Raw genomic sequence first — 19,788 nt, forward strand, 5'->3', positions numbered from 1 at the left:
AGTGTAAAGTGCAAGTCCAAAGGACGTTCTCTTAGCAATGTGCAACAGAGAACGTCACTTCGACAAAGCTTGATTCAATTCGTTTAAGCCATTTCTGACCCATGTTTTGTCCAAGTAGTTTTCCAAATTCATCTGCGCAAAGCGCAAGAAATGTTTTGCTGCGTGAGCAATATGTCTATCTGTACGTACAATAAAATACCAATGACTCGCAAGTTCTAAATCTTTGATAGGTATAATTTTTAACGTAGTATCTTGAGCCGGAATAACATGTCGTGATAACACCGCAATTCCCATTCCTGCACTTACCGCGACACGAATCGCCTCATTGCTCGCCATTTGAATACTGTCTGAAAGAACTAATCCTCGACTTTGTAGCGCGCTATCAAATAGCATTCTAGTCGCTGAACCAGGTTCTCTGAGCAAAAAGCGATATTGCACAATATCGCTTAAGGATACTTGTGAAAGCGCTGCCAGCGGATGATGCGCAGGTGCTAAAAGCACTAATGGGTTTTGTAAAAAGCGCCCGGCCAAGGCATGTTCAAGTGAGGGGGGATGACTAAATACATACAAATCATCCTCCGCCCGTTCAAAACGAGCGAGTACTTGTTCTCGATTGCCGATTTCCACTTTCATATCGACATTCGGATGCTCGAGACTAAATGGACCGAGTAGTTTGGGTAATATGTACTGCGCGGTATTTACCATTGCTATGCGACAATGCCCCCGTTCTCCACCCTGAATTTCTTTCAAATAACGTTGATAATCATCGAATTGTTCAAAAACCTGCAAACACGTTCTAAATAGTTCGAGACCCGCTTCCGTTGTCATTAAACGTTGATGCTGAGTGTAAAACAGTTGCTCACCAACGGTTTCTGTCAGCCGTTTTATCTGTAAAGAGACGGTTGGTTGAGTAAGATGTAATCTTCGTGCTGTTTCACTTATCGACCCAGTTTGTACCACGCACATAAAGACTTCCAACAAACGAAAAGAAAGATGCCTGAGATCCATTTCCACCTCATAGATAATTATCTATATAACTATACCAATCATTTTATTATTTGCTATACATTGAATTCGTTAGACTAAGCTCAATTCAGTCAAACTATGAGGTTGTCATGCCAGATATCGTGGTTATGTTTTTTGTGCTCGGTTTATTAGCCGGATTACTTCGCTCTGATTTAGCCATTCCCAAAGCGACATATGAAACGCTCAGCTTACTTTTAATGCTCACAATTGGATTAAAAGGCGGCATGGTGCTCCATGGCAATTTAGAGTGGCGGTTGCTGCCAGAAATGGCTACCGTTGCAGCACTTGGTGCGCTTATTCCATTAACCCTTTATCCTTTCCTAAAGCATGTTATTGGCTTGTCCGTTGCCAATAGTGCGAGTATTGCGGCACATTATGGTTCGGTGAGTGCAGGAACATTTGCTGTCGCTTTAGCATTTGCCGAAAGTCAAAATCTAATGGTGGGTCCAGAAGTCACACTGTATCTTGTCATGCTCGAGCTCCCTGCCATCATTGTTGGCCTTTTACTCTTCCGTCGCTTTGAAACACAGGGAGGAACTCAGAAGCAGCCATCTCTAAAAGCACTGTGGCACGAAACGCTGACCAACAAGAGCGTCATTTTGCTCGTTGGAGGTGTGGTCATCGGTATGATGTACGGCACACAGCAAGGATCGCAAGTCACTAGTCTATTGACCTCAAGCTTCAAAGTTGTGTTAGCACTGTTCCTACTTGAAATGGGGATAACGGCTGCTCGCACGCTACGCCCTATGCCTTGGCACCAATGGCGCCTCGTTCTATTCGCTCTAACGGTGCCAAGTATTCTCGGTTCAATCGGAGTATTTGTCGGGATGATGTTAGGCTTAGAACAAGGCTCTATTGTGGTTTTAGCTGCTCTACTTGCCAGTGCCTCTTATATAGCTGCTCCTGCTGCGATAAAAGCGGCTATCCCACAGGCTGATATCGGTTTGGCTATGCTAAGCTCACTTGAGACCACATTTCCATTCAACGTCATCATCGGGATTGGTCTGTATCATCAAATGACGCTGTTTTTTGCTTCCTAAAACCCCATTGTCAGCCAAAGCGATTGATATCTTTCAATCGCTTTCACTTCACAAAAATATCGAATCCAGCACAACTAAAAAGCAAAACAAATAACTATTCAAACTGTCTAAACCAATGATAAACTCAGTAAGTACCTAATTTCATTACTAAATAGGAAGTTCAATGAGGGAATATTTGTTTAGAGCATTTGCTGCAGTACTCATCTTACTAAGCGCATTGGTGACATTTGCCGAGTTTGAACAAATTGGATCCACGTTTTTTCTTTATATGATTATCTTTTTCTATGCGCCACTGTCCATTTTCATACTTGGTGGTAACGCGCTTTTAAAACGCTTTGTTTATTTCAATGTCTTTGCAAAAACCACGAAAGAGAATCTCTCACTTAAGTGATTCATTTCGTAACTGTCCTTAAAAATGGTGCTCAAACGCCATTCAGAACCTTCAACACGGTTCTCTCGTTTAGGCATAAAAAAAGCGAGACCTAGTCTCGCTTTTTTATCAAATCAGCTTAGATTATTACTTTTTCTTCGCTTTTTTGTTTGGAAGGTCAGTGATTGAACCTTCAAAAATTTCCGCTGCTAGGCCGATTGACTCATTTAGCGTTGGGTGAGCGTGGATAGTTAGCGCGATGTCTTCACCGTCTGCACCCATCTCTACTGCTAAACAGATTTCGCCAAGCATTTCGCCTGCGTTGATACCAACCATCGCACCACCGATGATACGACCTGAGTCTTTATCAAAGATTAGTTTAGTTTGACCTTCAGTACGTGCAGAAGCAATAGCACGGCCTGACGCTGCCCATGGGAACACAGCCGTTTCGATGCTTAGGCCTTTTTCTTTTGCTTCTTTCTCAGTCACACCAACCCATGCGATTTCTGGGTCTGTATAAGCGATTGAAGGAATGCACTTAGGATCGAAGAAGTGTTTCTGACCAGAGATAACTTCTGCCGCAACGTGACCTTCGTGAACCGCTTTGTGCGCAAGCATTGGTTGACCGATAACGTCACCGATTGCGAAGATGTGGTTTACGTTTGTACGTAGTTGCTTATCTGTGTTGATAAAGCCACGCTCATCAACCGCAACACCCGCTTTTTCAGCGTCGATTAGTTTACCGTTTGGCGTACGGCCAACAGCAACCAATACTTTGTCATAACGTACTTGACCTTCAGGCGCTTGCTTGCCTTCGAATGATACGTAGATACCATCTTCTTTTGCTTCAACAGCCACTACTTTTGTAGAAAGCATTACGTTGAACTTGTCGCTCACGTATTTTTGGTAAACTTTGATGATGTCTTTGTCAGCTGCAGGTACTAGTTGATCAGCAAATTCAACAACGTCGATTTGTGAACCTAGTGCACGGTAAACAGTACCCATCTCTAGACCGATAATACCGCCACCTAAGACAAGTAGCTTTCCAGGGACATCTTGAAGCTCAAGTGCGCCAGTTGAGTCAATGATGCGCTCGTCTTGTGGGATGAACGGTAGGCTTACAGGTTGAGAACCCGCTGCGATAATTGCGTTATCAAACGTGATTGTTGATGTGCCATCTGCACCTTCAACTGCAATGGTGTTAGCGCCAGTGAATTTACCGTAGCCATTTACTACTTTCACTTTACGCATTTTCGCCATACCAGCAAGACCACCAGTTAATTGGCCGATCACTGACTCTTTCCAAGAACGGATTTTATCTAAATCGATTTGTGGTGCACCGAATGTCACACCGTGGTGAGCCATTTCGCTAGCATCGTCGATTACTTTAGCAACGTGTAGTAGAGCTTTAGAAGGAATACAACCTACGTTTAAGCACACACCACCTAGCGTGTTACGAGATTCTACTAAGGTTACTTCTAAACCTAAATCCGCAGCACGGAATGCTGCTGAATAACCACCAGGACCACCGCCTAGTACTACAACTTGAGTTTTGATTTCGTTGCTCATGTTATTACCTTAACTAAGATTGAACGGGACTATGCTCGCACATGCAGTTTCGCGAGTGTCGCAGCCAAAAATGCCGGCTAAGTTTGTGTTTTAACACGCAAGCAAACTTAGCAAGCTTGTTTATCATTTTGTGTGCGCAAGTGTAACACTGGCACATACTAAAGTCCCGCCTAAATATTAGGCGGGACAATAAATTACATCACCAGTTGGCGGATGTCGCTGAGGTAACTTGCTAAGGTCGCAGTGAAGCGAGCAGCAAGCGCACCGTCAATGACACGATGGTCGTATGAACAGCTTAATGGCACCATTAAACGAGGTTCAAACTCTTTACCATTCCACTTCGGTTTGATGTCCGATTTAGATACGCCTAAGATTGCCACTTCTGGTGCATTGACGATTGGCGTAAATGCCGTGCCACCGATACCACCTAGGCTTGAAATGGTAAAACAACCACCCTGCATATCTGATGCAGTGAGTTTACCTTCGCGCGCTTTCTTAGAAATTTCCATCAGCTCGCTTGAAAGCTCCATGATCCCCTTCTTGTTCACATCACGAACGACCGGTACAACTAAACCATTTGGTGTGTCGACCGCAATACCAATGTGAACGTATTTCTTCAGGATCAAGCTCTCACCGTCTGCTGAAAGTGATGAGTTAAACGTTGGAAATTCCTCAAGTGCTTTCGCTGCAGCTTTCATCACAAACACAAGTGGAGTGATTTTAACGCCAAGTTTTTTCTTCTCAGCAAGCACGTTTTGCTCTTTACGGAAATCTTCAAGTGCCGTGATGTCCGCTTCGTCAAATTGCGTTACGTGTGGAATGTGAACCCAGTTACGGTGTAAGTTTGCACCAGACAATTTTTGGATACGTGAAAGTTTTTTCTCTTCCACTTCACCAAACTTGCTGAAATCCACTTTTGGCCATGGGATCAAGTTCAAGCCTGAGTTATCACCACCAGCAGATGCTGTGCTGATTTGCCCTGACTCGACTTTTTTCACAAGCTCTTTCACGTAGTTTTGCACGTCTTCTTTAACGACACGACCTTTGCGGCCGGAGCCTTTTACGCGCGCAAGGTTTACACCAAACTCACGGGCAAGACGACGAACAACTGGTGACGCATGTGCGTAGTCCGAGTTCACTTCAAACTCTTCTTTCGCGGCTGGCGCCGATGCTGCTGCAACTTGTGCTGCTTTAGCTGGAGCAGCCGTGGAAGGCGCAGCTGCTTGAACTGGCGCTGCAACTGGTGCCGCGGATTGCGTTTCGAAAACGAAAATCAATGAACCCGTGCCAACTTTATCGCCAGCTGCCACTTTGATTTCTTTAACTGTACCAGCGAAAGGTGCAGGTACTTCCATTGACGCTTTATCGCCTTCAACTGTCAGTAACGATTGTTCTTCAGCAACGACATCACCGACTGCAACCATAATTTCAGTGACTTCAACTTGGTCGCCACCGATATCTGGTACAAATACGTCTTTTGCAGCAGATACAGCAACCGCTGGCGCCGCTACTGGAGCTGGAGTTGACGCAGGTGCTGCTGAGGCCGCTGGCGCAGAGCCTGCAACTTCAAACACAAACACTAAGCTGCCAGTAGACACTTTCGCGCCCGCTGCCACTTTGATATCGACAACCGTACCAGCAAATGGAGCAGGTACTTCCATTGACGCTTTATCGCCTTCAACCGTGATTAATGACTGTTCTTCCGTCACCACGTCACCGATTGAAACCAAAACTTCTGTCACTTCAACTTCATCGCCACCGATATCAGGCACGAATACGTCTTTCAGTTCACTTGCTGCTGAAACAACTGGAGCGGGAGCCGCTTCTGCTTCTACTGAAGGAGCAGACACAGGTGCCGCTTGTGCATCCGTGTCAAACACCATGATCAATGTACCTGTCGCAACTTTGTCACCAACAGCGATTTTGATCTCTTTTACAACACCGGCTTGTGAAGCAGGTACTTCCATTGAAGCTTTATCACCTTCAACAGTGATAAGTGATTGATCCACTTCTACTGAATCACCCACTTGTACCAAGATCTCGGTAACTTCTACTTCATCAGCACCAATATCTGGAACATGAATTTCAATAGCCATGATCTCTCCTATTAAGCGTACAGAGGGTTAGTTTTCGTTGTGTCGATATCAAATTTCTTGATAGCGTCAACCACTGCCGATTTCTCAACTTTGCCTAGTTTTGCAAGTTCACCGAGCGCTGCAACAACCACGTAACCTGCGTTCACTTCGAAATGACGACGTAAGTTTTCACGGCTGTCTGAACGACCGAAGCCATCCGTGCCAAGCACTTTATATGTCTCACTCGGCATAAATGCGCGAACTTGATCAGCATAGCTCTTCATGTAATCTGTCGCAGCAATCGCAGGCGCAGAACCAAGCACTGTCGTGATATATGGCACTTGCGCTTCGGCTTCAGGATTCAACATGTTGAAACGCTCACAAGCGTAACCATCACGAGATAACTCATTAAACGAGGTAACCGAGAAAACATCAGAACCAATGCCATACTCTTCGCTTAAGATTTGTGCTGCTTTACGGACTTCATTCAGAATTGTGCCTGAGCCAAGTAACTGCACTTGTGCTTTGTCTCCAGCAAGCGTTTCTAGCTTGTAGATACCTTTACGAATACCTTCTTCCGCACCTTCTGGCATCGCTGGATGATGATAGTTTTCGTTCATCAGCGTCAGGTAATAGAAAACGTTTTCTTGGTCAGGACCATACATGCGACGAATACCGTCTTGCAGGATTACAGCTACTTCGTACGCATACGTTGGATCGTATGAAATACAGTTTGGTACTGTGCCCGCTTGAATGTGTGAATGCCCATCTTCGTGTTGTAGACCTTCGCCGTTCAGTGTTGTACGACCTGCCGTTGCACCAAGTAAGAAGCCACGAGCTTGTTGATCGCCCGCCATCCACGCCATATCGCCGACACGTTGGAAACCAAACATCGAGTAGTAGATGTAGAATGGGATCATTGGTAGGTTGTTCGTGCTGTATGATGTCGCCGCCGCTACCCATGAAGACATTGCACCTAGCTCGTTGATACCTTCTTGCAGTACCTGACCTGACGTTGCTTCTTTGTAGTAAGAAACGATATCACGGTCTTCTGGGCTGTAGTTTTGCCCGTGTGGATTGTAAATACCGATTTGACGGAATAGACCTTCCATACCGAATGTACGTGCTTCATCGGCAATAATAGGCACAATGTTCTTGCCGATACTCTTGTCTTTCAACAAGATATTTAATGCTCGAACGTATGCCATTGTAGAAGAGATATCACGTTTTTGCTCTTCCAACAGTGGCGCAAAATCACTGAGTTCAGGCAGTGTCAATGACTCTGTGAAGTTTGGTAGACGCTGTGGAGTGTAACCATGAAGCGCGTTACGACGAGCGTGCAAGTATTCGTGCTCTTTTGAACCTTCCTCAAGTGTTAAGTAAGGTAGGTTTACCAAATCATCATCAGACACTAGGTCATCAAGACCAAGACGTGAACGCAAATGCGCAACGTGAGTCATGTCCATTTTCTTTACTTGGTGCGCTATGTTTTTACCTTCCGCAGCCGCACCCATGCCGTAACCTTTTACCGTTTTAGCCAGGATTACTGTTGGGCGACCTTTGTTTTCTTGCGCTGATTTAAATGCAGCGTAAAGTTTAGAAGGCTCATGACCACCGCGTTTCAATGCGAAGATTTCATCGTCAGTCATATCCGCAACTAGGGCTGCTGTTTCCGGATAACGACCAAAGAAATGCTTGCGAACATACGCACCGTCTTTCGCTTTATACGTTTGGTAATCGCCATCCACTGTTTCATTCATCAGCTGCAGCAATTTACCCGTTGTGTCTTTAGCAAGAAGTTTGTCCCAACCAGAACCCCAAACAACTTTAATGACGTTCCAACCTGCACCTTTGAAAAGACCTTCTAATTCTTGAATGATCTTACCGTTGCCCATAACAGGACCATCTAAACGCTGCAAGTTACAGTTAATGAGGAAACATAGGTTGTCTAGCTTTTCACGAGCAGCAAATGAAATTGCACCACGTGATTCTGGCTCATCCATCTCACCATCACCTAAGAACGCATACACGCGTTGCTCAGAGGTGTCTTTCATTCCACGACCATCAAGGTATTTAAGGAAACGCGCTTGGTAGATTGCAGAAATTGGACCTAAGCCCATAGAAACCGTTGGGAATTGCCAAAACTCAGGCATTAACTTCGGGTGAGGGTAAGAAGGTAGACCATTGCCATCGACTTCTTGACGGAAATTATCTAGTTGCGCTTCTGTCAAACGGCCTTCAACGAACGCACGCGCATAGATACCCGGCGAAATATGGCCTTGATAGTAGACTAAATCGCCACCGTCTTTCGCATTTGGTGCGCGGAAGAAATGGTTAAAACACATCTCATAAAACGCTGCAGAAGATTGGTAAGACGCCATATGTCCGCCAAGCTCAAGCTCTTTTTTAGACGCGCGTAATACGATCATGATTGCGTTCCAACGGATGATAGAACGAATACGACGTTCTAGATTCACATCACCTGGATACGCAGGTTCTTGTGCTGCTGGGATCGTGTTTACGTAGTTTGTTGTGATGCCTGTTGGCATATCAACGCCTTCAAGGCGAGCTTGTTCTAACACTTGCTCAAGAAGATATTGAGCACGCTCTAGACCTTCTTCTTTTACTACCGACTCCAGCGCTTGTAACCATTCTTTGGTTTCTAACGCGTCAATGTCAACTTTGGTGACTTCAGACATATGGAAGTTTCCTTATGTTTAAAATTCGAATTTTGTTATGGTTAAACCACACTTCAGTTAAATAGGTTTAGTCCGGCGTAGGCTACGTTCAATGCGTGAACGCTCTTTACCTGCTTGCAATAACGCATCTTCAATAAACGCTAAATGCGCATTACTTGCCAATCTCGCTTCTTCCGGATTACTGTTAATCACCGCATCCATAAGCACACGGCGATGTTCAGCTAACTGTTCACTGACTTCCGATTTCTGTAAGAGTACTTCAAGGTTTTGTAATACATTTTGCTCAAGTAACGGTTGCATGCCACGAACTAAATGGAGCAGTACAACGTTGTGTGACGCTTCAGCAACAGTATAGTGAAAAGCATTTATCGCTTTGGCCTTTTGAATTAAATCATCAGAGGCTTCTGCGATATTCTCAAAACTTTGTTTCACTTTGTTAAAATCGTTTTCTGTGCCTCGCATTGCCGCGTAAAATGCAGCAATACCTTCTAAGGCATGACGAAACTCCAATAAATCAAACTGTGATTCTGGATGTTTGCTTATTAAATTGAACAAAGGATCGCTTAACCCTTCCTCAAGTTGATTTTTAACAAACGTTCCGCCACCTTGACGGCGAGTCACTAAGCCTTTGGCTTCTAATTTCTGAATTGCTTCGCGTAGCGATGGCCGTGAAACCTCGAATTGTTTCGCAAGTTCACGTTCAGGAGGTAAGCGTTCTCCTGGTAACAACGACCCCTCAAGAATCATATTCTCGAGTTGCTCTACGATGACATCAGATAGTTTTGCAGCTTTTATTTTTAGTGACATTTTTTAGCACCGAAATTGTGGTGTGTTTTAACCCTTTGATCCCAAAACATTACTGATGCTTCAATGCATAAAACAACGAAGACCTTTACACAAATTTAATCAGCAATAACGTCGAGCTAGGATCGGCCTAAAACCACAAGGGTAAATTGGTCATACCAAATTTAACCTATACACTACCAAAAAGCCGCATTTCTGTCAAAGTAAAGCTAAAAAACATCCAGTTTACGTTCACGTAAACACAATTTCCGCATTTTTGCTCGGTTTGCGATAGATAAACATGTATCAAAAACCTCATTTTGCCTAGTTAGATACAAATGGTCATACCAGTTGTTTAATGAATTTTTTACGACAGCGACAATCTATTAACGACAAACAAGAAGGAAAACGAAGATTAGGATTTAACGAACGGAAGGTGCAGAAGAGCGATATGAAATAATGAGAGAATTTAAAACCAAACGTAAAGCCCCTGAGACGACGTCAGGGACTCTTTACCTTTTATGCAACTAAACCAAATAAAGTTAACAGTGCGATTAGGACTAAATAGAATAGGATATTACGCTTAACTAATCGCATCATACACGTGGCTTCATAGGTGCACCCAAAATGCTGTTGTTCTATTTCTTCCGCGGCTAACGCCGTTAACGTGACGACTTTACGATTCGAGGTGTTGAAATCGAGTAAATATTTCAGCCAATAACCAGTCCCCTTCGAGAAGTTGCCAATAATCAAAAAACCGAATGAGGCCACTCTCGCAGGCAACCAATCCAACCAAAACAGCACACTTTGTAAGCGGACACGGTGAACTCTTAATTCATGCTCTCGGTCATTGTACGTCCAGTCAGCGACCGTACGGACCGTTGCATACAAGATTGCACCTGGAGCGCCGAGCAACACGAACCAAAAAATGACCGCGCTGTAATGACGGAAATTAACCCAAGCAAGGGTTTGACCAAACGTTTCCCCCCCTTTTTGATCTTCAGTTCGACGTTGGCCAATTTGCAGCGCATACAGTGTTGCCGCCTCATTATCGCCCCGACTCAACGCATTCAAGTAACCTTTGTACTTAGAACGCACATCCGCACAACCAAACGCAACTAAAAGCACATAAATGTTTAAAGCAAATTGCCACAAAATAAAATCGGAAAGCTGCCAAATAAACGCTATCAAGAGCGCAGGGAGTACCAACCACACCATAAACCCAACGGGTGTAAAAAATAATCCACCGTCTTTCAAAACACTGCCACTGTGAACCTGATATTTTGAAACATAAAACTCAGCTTGCCAAAAAGGCGCTCTCGCACCTAACCGCTCAATGATCAGAGCTAGAATAATAGAAATCAAAATCATAATACGCTCTTCCGTTGTAAATTCGTTTTATCCAATGCGTTTAAGTTCAGCATGCAATTTATCCCAATCAAAACCAATACCAGGGTCGGTTTTACGACCTGGCGCGATGTCACTGTGCCCGACAATGTTTTGCTTAATGTTTGGATAGGCTATTTGCAATTCAGTGATAATGCGGCTCAGTTTTCTATATTGCTGGTCAGTAAACGAGTCTCTATCCGTACCTTCAAGTTCAATACCAATACTAAAATCATTACACTGTTTGCGTCCATTGAACATTGACACACCTGCATGCCAAGCACGTTTGTTAAACGGTACATACTGCTTGGTAGTACCCTCTCTATCAATAACAAGATGTGCCGATACCCTAACCCCTTCTAATGACTGAAAACTTGGATGCGCGCGACAATCGATGCACCCCATGAATAAGTCATCGATATAACCCTTACCAAATTCGCCTTCTGGTAATGAAATACAGTGGATAACAACAAGGCTAATATCGCGCGTATTTGGCCTTTCATCAAAATGTGATGATTGACGGCGTTCCGCACTGTCTAGAAAGTGGTCAATTATTGGCATGATACTGAAAATAAGCCATTTATTAAATCAAATCTTATAGGCGGTAACATACCAATTAAAACGTGTGCTGACCATCTTTCACTGGTAGAGCCTGTTCAAGTTCGTCTCAAAGTCAACACACAATTTGCTTTGCCAACCTTGTGGTTAGATTGTGCTGTTAACGAAAACCTCGTAAAATTAACCGCAACACCCCGCATATATTTCTATGTGCATTTGCAATGCAGATATACGATAAGAGAGGCCAACATGTCGTCGTACCCAACTCCATCCTCAGAGCTTATTAGCCAATTGGTCAAACTCGCATTGGATGAAGATTTGAATTATTTGTCTGCCACCGAGGGCGACATTACGGCGCAACTCATCCCTGCAAGCCAGATTAGCAAAGCAACGGTTATCACGCGTGAAGACTGTGTGTTTTGTGGAAAAGCGATTGTGTTAGAGGTCTTTAAGCAAGTTGATCCAAGCGTTGAAGTTACCGTTCTGGTCGAGGATGGTGATGTGGTTTCAGCCAACTCGCCACTTTTTACGGCATCAGGATCTGCACGCGCCATTTTGACTGCAGAGCGTACAGCACTTAATTTTGTGCAAACGCTTTCAGGTACGGCAACGACTACGGCTCGTTACGTTGCGGAATTGGGCGAAAGCACCACTAAATTACTTGATACTCGCAAAACCATTCCAGGACTTCGCGCACTTCAAAAATACGCCGTACTGTGTGGCGGTGGCAAGAATCATCGCATTGGAGCTCTTCGATGCATTCTTGATCAAAGAAAACCACATCAATGCATGTGGGGGAATATCAAAAGCGGTCGCGACTGCAAAATCAAACCACCCTGATAAACCTGTTGAAGTAGAGGTTGAAAACCTGAGTGAGCTTAAGGAGGCACTCGGTGCGGGCGCGGATATTATCATGCTAGACAATTTTACCATTGCCGACATTCAAGAAGCCGTCAGAATTACCGAAGGCAAAGCAAAACTCGAGGTTTCGGGCAACATGACTATTGACACGCTTCGCGCTTATGCTCAGTCGGGTGTCGACTTTATTTCAAGTGGCGCATTAACCAAAAACGTACAAAGCATCGATTTATCAATGCGATTTGCTTAACCGTTTTGAGCTAGACCCAATTGCAGACGAACATCGGTTGTTTCGTCTGCAACACTTAGGCGATATAACATCAGTCTTCTTCGATTCCATCTCAAGTCTTTCCCGCTACCTATCCTTCTATATTTTCCATTTCAACTTATATTTTGGAAACCATTCGCACAGCAAACCCCATAAACCTCACTCCCTTGGCGCATTTGAGACTCTCAAGCACCTTGTAATGCGGTGTAATCGACTCCGGAACATAATTCATTGACAACTATGGTTAAAAAACGTTAAATACGAATAAAGTTTGATGTTGTAACAATTCTTTAATTTCAGGTAGTTTCTCGCCTCTGCTTTTGTAAACAAATTGCACAAAAATAAAACAAACCTAGGCAAAACAAAGAAAAACCACCTTTTAGAATGATAATTTCTTGTTACTGTAATGATTTAGAATTAAAGTAGAATTAAGCAACGTCGAATCGGTAAGGCTACCTTGTCAAATCGGCCAAAGCCTGCCTAAATTAAGGAAGCAAATGGCGTTGCAGAGCAACTCACACTACGGATGTTAACCTTGAGTTGTATGATTTTAGACGTATTGCCAAATTAAACTGGCAATTGTTGATTATCCTTAGGAGAAGAAAAGATGACGCAACAAAAGCAACAGGGTTTTACCCTAATTGAATTAATGATCGTAGTGGCTATCGTGGGTATTTTGGCGGCAGTTGCACTTCCTGCATACCAAAACTACACCGTTAAAGCCCGTTTTACTGAAGTAATTACAGCGGCTGAGTCTGTAAAATTTACAATGGCCGAGTGTATGCAATCTAATAATAACGTGATTGCATCTTGTGATACATTTGAGGAATTAAATATTGCTGCACCAGCTGGTACAACTAACTTAGCATCCGTAGCAATAACAGAAACAACCGGTATAATTACAGCGACTGCTAATGCAAATGCGGGTGGGTTTACTTATACTTTAACTCCACCAACAGTTGCAGCAGGAACAAATCCTTCAACTTACATTTTCGCTAAAGGCGGTACGTGTACTACTGCAAAAATTACAAACCTTTGCTAAGGTAGGTTTGCGGTGGCTTGCCCACCGCAACACACGTCTAATTGAATTATATGCAAAAAAAAACAACCACCGATTCAGTCGACATTTTTCAATGGACGGGAATTAGCGCGCGCGGAAAAAAACTTGAGGGCGAGATGAGCGCTCAAAGTATTGCGCTGTTAAAAGCGCAATTGCGAAAACAAGGGATTACACCGCTTAAAGTCAAGCGAAAGCAAAAACCATTTCTAAGTCTTGGCACCGCAGAGAAAATTACCGCGAAAGACATATGTGTAGTCACACGACAGATTGCGACCATGCTGACCGCCGGCGTACCTCTCATTCAGTCTCTGGATATGATTGAATCCGGGACAAAAAACAAAAGTTTAGCCAAATTAATCGAAAAAGTATCGAGTGATGTAAAAGCAGGCCAACCTCTAGCCGCCGCATTGAAACAACATCCTCGTTACTTTGATGATTTATACTGTGACCTAATCCACTCAGGCGAACAATCAGGCGCGCTTGACCGTATTTATGATAGAGTCGCGCTGTATAAAGAAAAAGCCGAAGCGCTAAAATCCAAAATTAAAAAAGCGCTATTCTACCCTATCGCCGTTATGGTTGTAGCGTTGATTGTTACCTCTATCTTACTCGTGTTTGTTGTTCCACAATTCCAAGATATTTTTAATGGCTTTGGTGCCGAACTCCCCGCGTTCACGCTAATGGTTATCGCCATTTCCGAATTTATGCAGGAATATTGGTGGCTTGGTCTTTTAGCAATAGTCGGTTTTATCTTTGCTTATAAAGAAGCCTTGATTAAAAGTAAGGCCGTACGTAACTTTAATGACCGTATGATTCTTCGATTGCCTATCGTTGGTGATATTCTAAAAAAAGCAGCAGTTGCTCGTTATGCACGAACACTTTCAACTACCTTTGCCGCAGGTGTGCCTTTAGTTGATGCGTTGGATTCCGCAGCAGGAGCTTCAGGTAACGTTATTTACCGTGATGCCATCATCGAGATAAAAGCAGAAGTCAGTTCAGGTAACCAAATGAACTGGGCTATGCGAAACTCAAAGATATTCCCTGATATGGTTGTTCAAATGGTCTCCATTGGTGAAGAATCTGGTTCTCTCGATAATATGCTCGCAAAAGTAGCAAGTATTTACGAGCAAGAGGTAGATGACGCTGTAGATGGGTTATCCAGCCTACTCGAGCCTCTCATTATGGCCGTCTTAGGCGTTATTGTCGGCGGCTTAATTGTTGCGATGTACTTACCTATTTTCCAATTGGGTTCTGTTGTTTAACTCTTAAATTTAAGTTGTACTATGTTAGAGCTTTTTACGAACACATTAACGCTTTTACAGACCAATCTTGCTTTTTACGTCGCCACCGTTGGATTGGTTTCACTGTGCATAGGCAGTTTCCTTAATGTAGTTATTTATCGACTCCCCATACAGTTGCAACGCGAATGGCAAACTGAATGTAAACTCCTGTTAGCCGAGCACCTAACCGACACAAATGAAGACGACAATGGAACAACATTCAACCTTGCCTTTCCTAATTCGCATTGCCCAAAATGCCAAGCTTCTCTTAAGTGGTGGCATAACATTCCTTTAGTGAGTTGGCTGCTTTTGAAAGGTCGTCGCGGATTTTGCCAAACGTCGATAAGTATCCGCTATCCGCTCATTGAAACGCTGACTGCCACTTTGAGTGTCTTAGTCGCTTGGTATTTTGGACCTACCGAAAAAGCACTGCTGTATATCGTTATTAGTTGGGCCTTAATCGCACTTACTTTTATCGACATCGATCACATGTTGCTCCCTGACCAAATCACTCTACCTTTAGTTTGGGCTGCACTACTTGCATCTACGCTAAATATTACGATAGAACCTCAGCAAGCCATCATTGGCGCTGCCATTGGCTATTTGAGCCTTTGGAGCGTGTTCTGGTTATTTAAACTACTTACTGGCAAAGAAGGCATGGGCTATGGTGATTTTAAACTCATGGCGGTATTTGGAGGCTTGCTGGGTTGGGAGTACATTTTACAAATTGTTTTACTCTCAAGTGTAGTAGGAGCCTTCATTGGCAGCGTTCAACTGGCCGTACAAGGCAAGAATACGGCAACGCCAATTCCGTTCGGCCCTTACATTGCCGCAGCAGGTTGGATTGCCATGTTATTTGGTCCACAAATCCAAAGTTGGTATTTTGGGATGCTGCAGCTATGAAAAAGTGGGTTTTAGGCGTAACCGGTGGTATCGGTGCAGGTAAATCTGCGGTCACCAAGGAGTTCGAGCGCTTAGGCATCGAAGTCATTGACGCAGATATTATTGCGCGTGATGTTGTGGCCGTTGGTAGTGCAGCTCTTGAACAAATTAAGCTACATTTTGGCGAAACAATACTGCAACACGATGGGACTCTTAATCGAGCGAAACTTCGCGAACGTATTTTTTCCAATGAACTTGAAAAGCACTGGCTCAACAATTTGCTGCATCCTTTGATCCGTGAAAACACGTTAATGGCGTTGAGTTCAAGCCAATCGCCTTATTGCATTCTTGCCGCCCCTCTCCTTTTTGAGAATCAACTGCAGAAGTTTTGTCAGCGCACCTTACTTGTTGATGTTCCTGAAGAAATTCAATTAATTAGAACGATAGAACGCGATCAAGTGAGTGAACAACAGGTAAAGGCGATCATTAGCGCCCAAATGAGTCGGAATGAAAAGCGAGCACTTGCTGACGACATACTCGACAATTCTAATGCGTTATCGCAAACCTATACTAAACTCAAAGAATTACATGAATTTTACTTAAGGCAGGCGCAATTAGTGAGTGGGGATTGAGCGAAATCAACGCTTACCTCATTTTGGCTTTTTAACCGTTTGAAAAGTGATAAACTAAGACATTATTCCGACAGAAAAACAGAGTTAAACAGATAAAGGTATTCAATGGAGCAAAACTCCCCATTATTACGTAAGTTCTTAACGTTAGGACGCGTGACCGCTGAGCAGGTTAAAGCAAAGCAAAAAGATGCAAGTTCAATTGCAGAGTTAATTGCGATGTGCAGCGGCATGGATGGCAAAGAGTTAGCCGAACAATGCCTAGACCTATTTCGAGTTCCCTTATTCGATTTGAATGAGTTTGACGTGGAAAACATTCCGAAAGAACTTGTTAAAGAAAAGCTCATTCGACAACATCATATTCTTCCACTCAACCGTAAAGGACGTAAATTGTACGTCGCCGCGTCTGATCCAACCGATTATGGCGCCCTAGAAAACTTCGAGTTCAGTACAGGCCTTCAATGCGAAGTTGTCGTTGTCGATTATCGTCAACTTGAAAAGAAAATTGACTCTTTGTTCGACTCATCAAGTGGACTTGGCATGTCGGAAGCTGAGTTTGATGAGTTCAGTTCACTTGAAACCGATGACTCACAAACCGTTCAAGCACAACAGGAAGAAGAAAAAGACGATGCGCCTATCATCGTCTACATCAATAAGATACTGATGGATGCCATCAAAAAAGGTGCATCGGATCTTCACTTCGAACCCTATGAGCACAAGTACCGCATTCGATTTCGTATCGATGGTATTTTACATGAAATGGCAAGCCCACCGGTTACGCTAGCAAACCGACTTTCTGCCCGTATCAAAGTTATGTCTCGTCTTGATATTGCGGAAAAGCGAAAACCTCAAGATGGTCGCATTAAGCTCAAAATATCGGATAAGAAAAGCATCGATTTCCGTGTGAGCACGTTGCCAACCATGTGGGGCGAAAAGATTGTAATGCGTATTCTGGATTCTTCCAGCGCAATGCTCGGCATCGATGTTTTGGGTTATGAACCTGAACAAAAACAGCTTTACCTTGACGCGCTCAATCAGCCTCAAGGGATGATTTTGGTCACAGGGCCGACAGGCTCGGGTAAAACGGTTTCACTTTACACGGGTTTAAACATTCTCAACAAACCTGAACGTAATATCAGTACCGCTGAAGACCCTGTTGAAATAAACCTTGAAGGTATTAACCAAGTTCAAATCAATACCAAAGCTGACATGACGTTCGCTAATGCACTTCGAGCTTTCCTACGTCAAGATCCAGATGTTGTCATGGTAGGTGAGATCCGAGATTTGGAAACGGCAGAAATTTCCATTAAAGCGGCACAAACCGGTCACTTGGTGTTAAGTACACTTCACACCAACTCTGCCCCCGAAACACTCACGCGTTTACTCAACATGGGCGTGCCTGCCTACAACGTTGCCAGCTCAGTGAGTTTGATTATCGCGCAGCCGCCTTGCTCGTCGTTTATGCCCAAAATGTAAAACACCAGAAACATTGCCGAAAGAAGAGCTCTTAAGACAGGGTTTCAAAGAAGCTGACATCCCAAATGTAACGTTGTTTTCGCCAAAAGGCTGCGATCATTGTACCGATGGCTACAAAGGCCGAGTCGGTATTTATGAGGTAGTTAAAATCACTCCAGAAATCGCACAGGTGATTATGCGAGGTGGCAATAGCCTTGAAATTGCAGAAATGGCAAACAAAGCTGGATTTGCGAACCTTCGTATTTCTGGTCTCAAAAAAGCAGGAGCTGGTGTTAGCTCTCTTACCGAAATTAATCGCGTCACCAGCTTTTAAACAGCCGTTTAGATATGGGGAGTGCACTACACTCCCTTGACCTTCCAGACCAGCTCGTTAGACTAGCAACAAAGAACTTATTGAGAATAACAATGCCTACAATTGTCGCATGCCCTACTTGCCAAGCGGATGTTATTTGGTCTGATAGAAGCCCTTATCGCCCTTTTTGCAGCAAGCGCTGTCAACTCATTGACCTTGGAGAATGGTCAATGGAAAACCATAAGATTTCATCGGTACTTAACACTGAACACACATTATCAGAGGAAGATAAGCAACGCTTGATCGAAGAAGCTGAAGCTATGTTGGCAAAAAATCAAGACGATTTCTTCCAATAAAACGACCCGGTCGATTGGTGAGCATCTAATGCTCACCTACTCCTTGATACCACAACACATCTTCTTGTCCTGCCACTAGAGTTTTTGTCCAATTCAGTTGCATCACTCTCTTACAACCTATTACATACAACGAATTAGTAAAGATTTATCGATGGGAGAATGTTTGAAATACGTCGATGTAGGTAGGATTCCAATGGAGCATTGAATGAATCGATTTGGAAGTTAGCAAAAAACTACAAAATTCAGACATAAAAAAACCCCAACCAAATAGGTTAGGGTTAGTAAAGTGGTACCAGTGGACGGACTTGAACCGTCACGCCCGAAGGCAACGGATTTTGAATCCGTCATGTCTACCAATTCCATCACACTGGCATCATTTTTCTTTAATCTTCTAAGATTAAAAGATAAAGAAAAACCACTTTGAGCTTGGGCTTTGTTTATATGCCCTCGTCTCTATGCTTTGCATTATACAAATATCTTTTGTCGCAGCAAGCAATTTTTTGATTTCCCAGTGTTAACTGCTTCTTCTTTGAACAAAACGCCAACATCACTGCACTTTTAGGGTCATTGGTGTAAAATAAACAAAGTTTATTTTTGAGGTTCCCCATGTCTGAGTTTCCTAATGCGGGCTTTTTCCGCCGTCTAGCTGCATTGCTTTATGATGGTTTAGTGGTGATAGCTTTCGCCATGTTATCGACTGTTTTATTTCTTTTACTCGTGCAAGGAGCGATTAGCCTTGAATGGCTCTCAATGTCGGGGCATGAAGATATTTCCGCTTTTGTTCAAGACACACCTTTACTCTATTGGCTACGTTTAGCATTATTAGTTAGTGTTTCGGTGTTTTTCTTTACCTACTTCTGGAAAAAAAGTGGGCAAACAATTGGGATGCGCGCTTGGCGTCTTCAGGTCGTTACCACTGACGGTGCACCTTTATCATGGGGCAAAGCAGCACTGCGCAGCGTATGCGCGTTATTAGGTTTAGGAAATCTATTAGTGCTCATCGATTTCAAACATAAAAGAGCTTTGCAAGACCGGCTAACGGGCACAAATGTCATTGTTCTAAGTAAAGAAGAAAATCGCCGAGTCTATCGTTCTTTGGATTAAATCCACGCGGATAAGGTCTACATCTTAAATACAAAAAAGTCGCCTACGCGACTTTTTTGTTTTCAATTCTCACGCTA

The 19,788-nt window shown here is 43.5% G+C and carries 15 protein-coding genes, 1 tRNA gene and 2 pseudogenes; 10 read left to right on the forward strand and 8 right to left on the reverse strand.

Annotated elements, in window-relative coordinates; all coding sequences use genetic code 11:
- Positions 1–54: 54 nt before the first annotated feature.
- Positions 55–1,008 carry a LysR family transcriptional regulator gene (locus tag J5O05_RS06455; RefSeq protein ID WP_208844087.1) on the reverse strand — a complete coding sequence of 318 codons (954 nt, stop codon included), beginning with the start codon at positions 1,006–1,008 and terminating at the stop codon, positions 55–57.
- Positions 1,009–1,115: 107 nt separating this feature from the next.
- Between J5O05_RS06455 and J5O05_RS06460 the strand changes: the two genes are divergently transcribed.
- Entirely contained in the window at positions 1,116–2,066 is a 951-nt protein-coding gene (locus tag J5O05_RS06460) for a sodium-dependent bicarbonate transport family permease (RefSeq protein ID WP_208844088.1), read from the forward strand.
- Between the two features lie 163 nt (positions 2,067–2,229).
- The gene (locus J5O05_RS06465; RefSeq protein ID WP_208844089.1) at positions 2,230–2,457 is read left to right on the forward strand and encodes a hypothetical protein; all 228 of its coding nucleotides are present in this window, start codon (positions 2,230–2,232) and stop codon (positions 2,455–2,457) included.
- Positions 2,458–2,583: 126 nt separating this feature from the next.
- Here the strand turns inward: J5O05_RS06465 and lpdA are convergent, their stop codons facing one another.
- The 6 genes from lpdA to ampD all read right to left on the reverse strand — a co-directional run bounded on the left by lpdA (position 2,584) and on the right by ampD (position 11,509).
- Positions 2,584–4,005: a dihydrolipoyl dehydrogenase gene (lpdA, locus tag J5O05_RS06470; RefSeq protein ID WP_208844090.1), complete on the reverse strand. Its 1,422-nt coding sequence runs from the start codon at positions 4,003–4,005 to the stop codon at positions 2,584–2,586.
- A gap of 194 nt (positions 4,006–4,199) precedes the next feature.
- Positions 4,200–6,101, reverse strand: coding sequence for a pyruvate dehydrogenase complex dihydrolipoyllysine-residue acetyltransferase (aceF, locus tag J5O05_RS06475; RefSeq protein WP_208844091.1), 1,902 nt, complete (start codon positions 6,099–6,101; stop codon positions 4,200–4,202).
- Positions 6,102–6,112: 11 nt separating this feature from the next.
- Entirely contained in the window at positions 6,113–8,779 is a 2,667-nt protein-coding gene (gene aceE, locus J5O05_RS06480) for a pyruvate dehydrogenase (acetyl-transferring), homodimeric type (RefSeq protein ID WP_208844092.1), read from the reverse strand.
- Positions 8,780–8,836: 57 nt separating this feature from the next.
- The gene (gene pdhR / locus J5O05_RS06485) at positions 8,837–9,586 is read right to left on the reverse strand and encodes a pyruvate dehydrogenase complex transcriptional repressor PdhR (protein WP_208844093.1); all 750 of its coding nucleotides are present in this window, start codon (positions 9,584–9,586) and stop codon (positions 8,837–8,839) included.
- A 495-nt stretch (positions 9,587–10,081) separates the two neighbouring features.
- Positions 10,082–10,933, reverse strand: a complete 852-nt coding sequence (gene ampE, locus J5O05_RS06490; RefSeq protein ID WP_208844094.1) for a beta-lactamase regulator AmpE — start codon at positions 10,931–10,933, stop codon at positions 10,082–10,084.
- 27 nt (positions 10,934–10,960) lie between these two features.
- The gene (gene ampD, locus J5O05_RS06495) at positions 10,961–11,509 is read right to left on the reverse strand and encodes a 1,6-anhydro-N-acetylmuramyl-L-alanine amidase AmpD (protein WP_208844095.1); all 549 of its coding nucleotides are present in this window, start codon (positions 11,507–11,509) and stop codon (positions 10,961–10,963) included.
- A gap of 246 nt (positions 11,510–11,755) precedes the next feature.
- Between ampD and nadC the strand changes: the two are divergent.
- The 7 genes and pseudogenes from nadC to yacG all read left to right on the forward strand — a co-directional run bounded on the left by nadC (position 11,756) and on the right by yacG (position 18,607).
- A pseudogene (gene nadC / locus J5O05_RS06500) lies at positions 11,756–12,614 on the forward strand (carboxylating nicotinate-nucleotide diphosphorylase).
- Positions 12,615–13,239: 625 nt separating this feature from the next.
- Positions 13,240–13,674: a pilin gene (locus tag J5O05_RS06505; protein ID WP_208844096.1), complete on the forward strand. Its 435-nt coding sequence runs from the start codon at positions 13,240–13,242 to the stop codon at positions 13,672–13,674.
- 50 nt (positions 13,675–13,724) lie between these two features.
- A complete protein-coding gene (locus J5O05_RS06510) occupies positions 13,725–14,954 on the forward strand; it encodes a type II secretion system F family protein (protein WP_208844097.1) in 1,230 nt (409 codons plus the stop codon).
- A gap of 21 nt (positions 14,955–14,975) precedes the next feature.
- Positions 14,976–15,875: a prepilin peptidase gene (locus J5O05_RS06515; protein WP_208844098.1), complete on the forward strand. Its 900-nt coding sequence runs from the start codon at positions 14,976–14,978 to the stop codon at positions 15,873–15,875.
- Positions 15,872–16,486: a dephospho-CoA kinase gene (coaE, locus tag J5O05_RS06520; protein WP_208844099.1), complete on the forward strand. Its 615-nt coding sequence runs from the start codon at positions 15,872–15,874 to the stop codon at positions 16,484–16,486. The genes J5O05_RS06515 and coaE overlap by 4 nt, the downstream gene beginning before the upstream one ends.
- Before the next feature lie 105 nt (positions 16,487–16,591).
- A pseudogene (gene pilB, locus J5O05_RS06525) lies at positions 16,592–18,272 on the forward strand (type IV-A pilus assembly ATPase PilB).
- Between the two features lie 92 nt (positions 18,273–18,364).
- Positions 18,365–18,607, forward strand: coding sequence for a DNA gyrase inhibitor YacG (yacG, locus tag J5O05_RS06530; protein WP_208844100.1), 243 nt, complete (start codon positions 18,365–18,367; stop codon positions 18,605–18,607).
- A gap of 287 nt (positions 18,608–18,894) precedes the next feature.
- On the opposite strand, the gene J5O05_RS06535 is transcribed toward yacG, so the two are convergent.
- A tRNA-Leu gene (locus tag J5O05_RS06535) sits at positions 18,895–18,979 on the reverse strand.
- Between the two features lie 234 nt (positions 18,980–19,213).
- Here J5O05_RS06535 and J5O05_RS06540 point away from each other — a divergent pair.
- Positions 19,214–19,711 carry an RDD family protein gene (locus J5O05_RS06540; RefSeq protein WP_208844101.1) on the forward strand — a complete coding sequence of 166 codons (498 nt, stop codon included), beginning with the start codon at positions 19,214–19,216 and terminating at the stop codon, positions 19,709–19,711.
- Positions 19,712–19,788: the final 77 nt, after the last annotated feature.

Source organism: Pseudoalteromonas xiamenensis, assembly GCF_017638925.1.
GTDB lineage: Bacteria > Pseudomonadota > Gammaproteobacteria > Enterobacterales > Alteromonadaceae > Pseudoalteromonas > Pseudoalteromonas xiamenensis.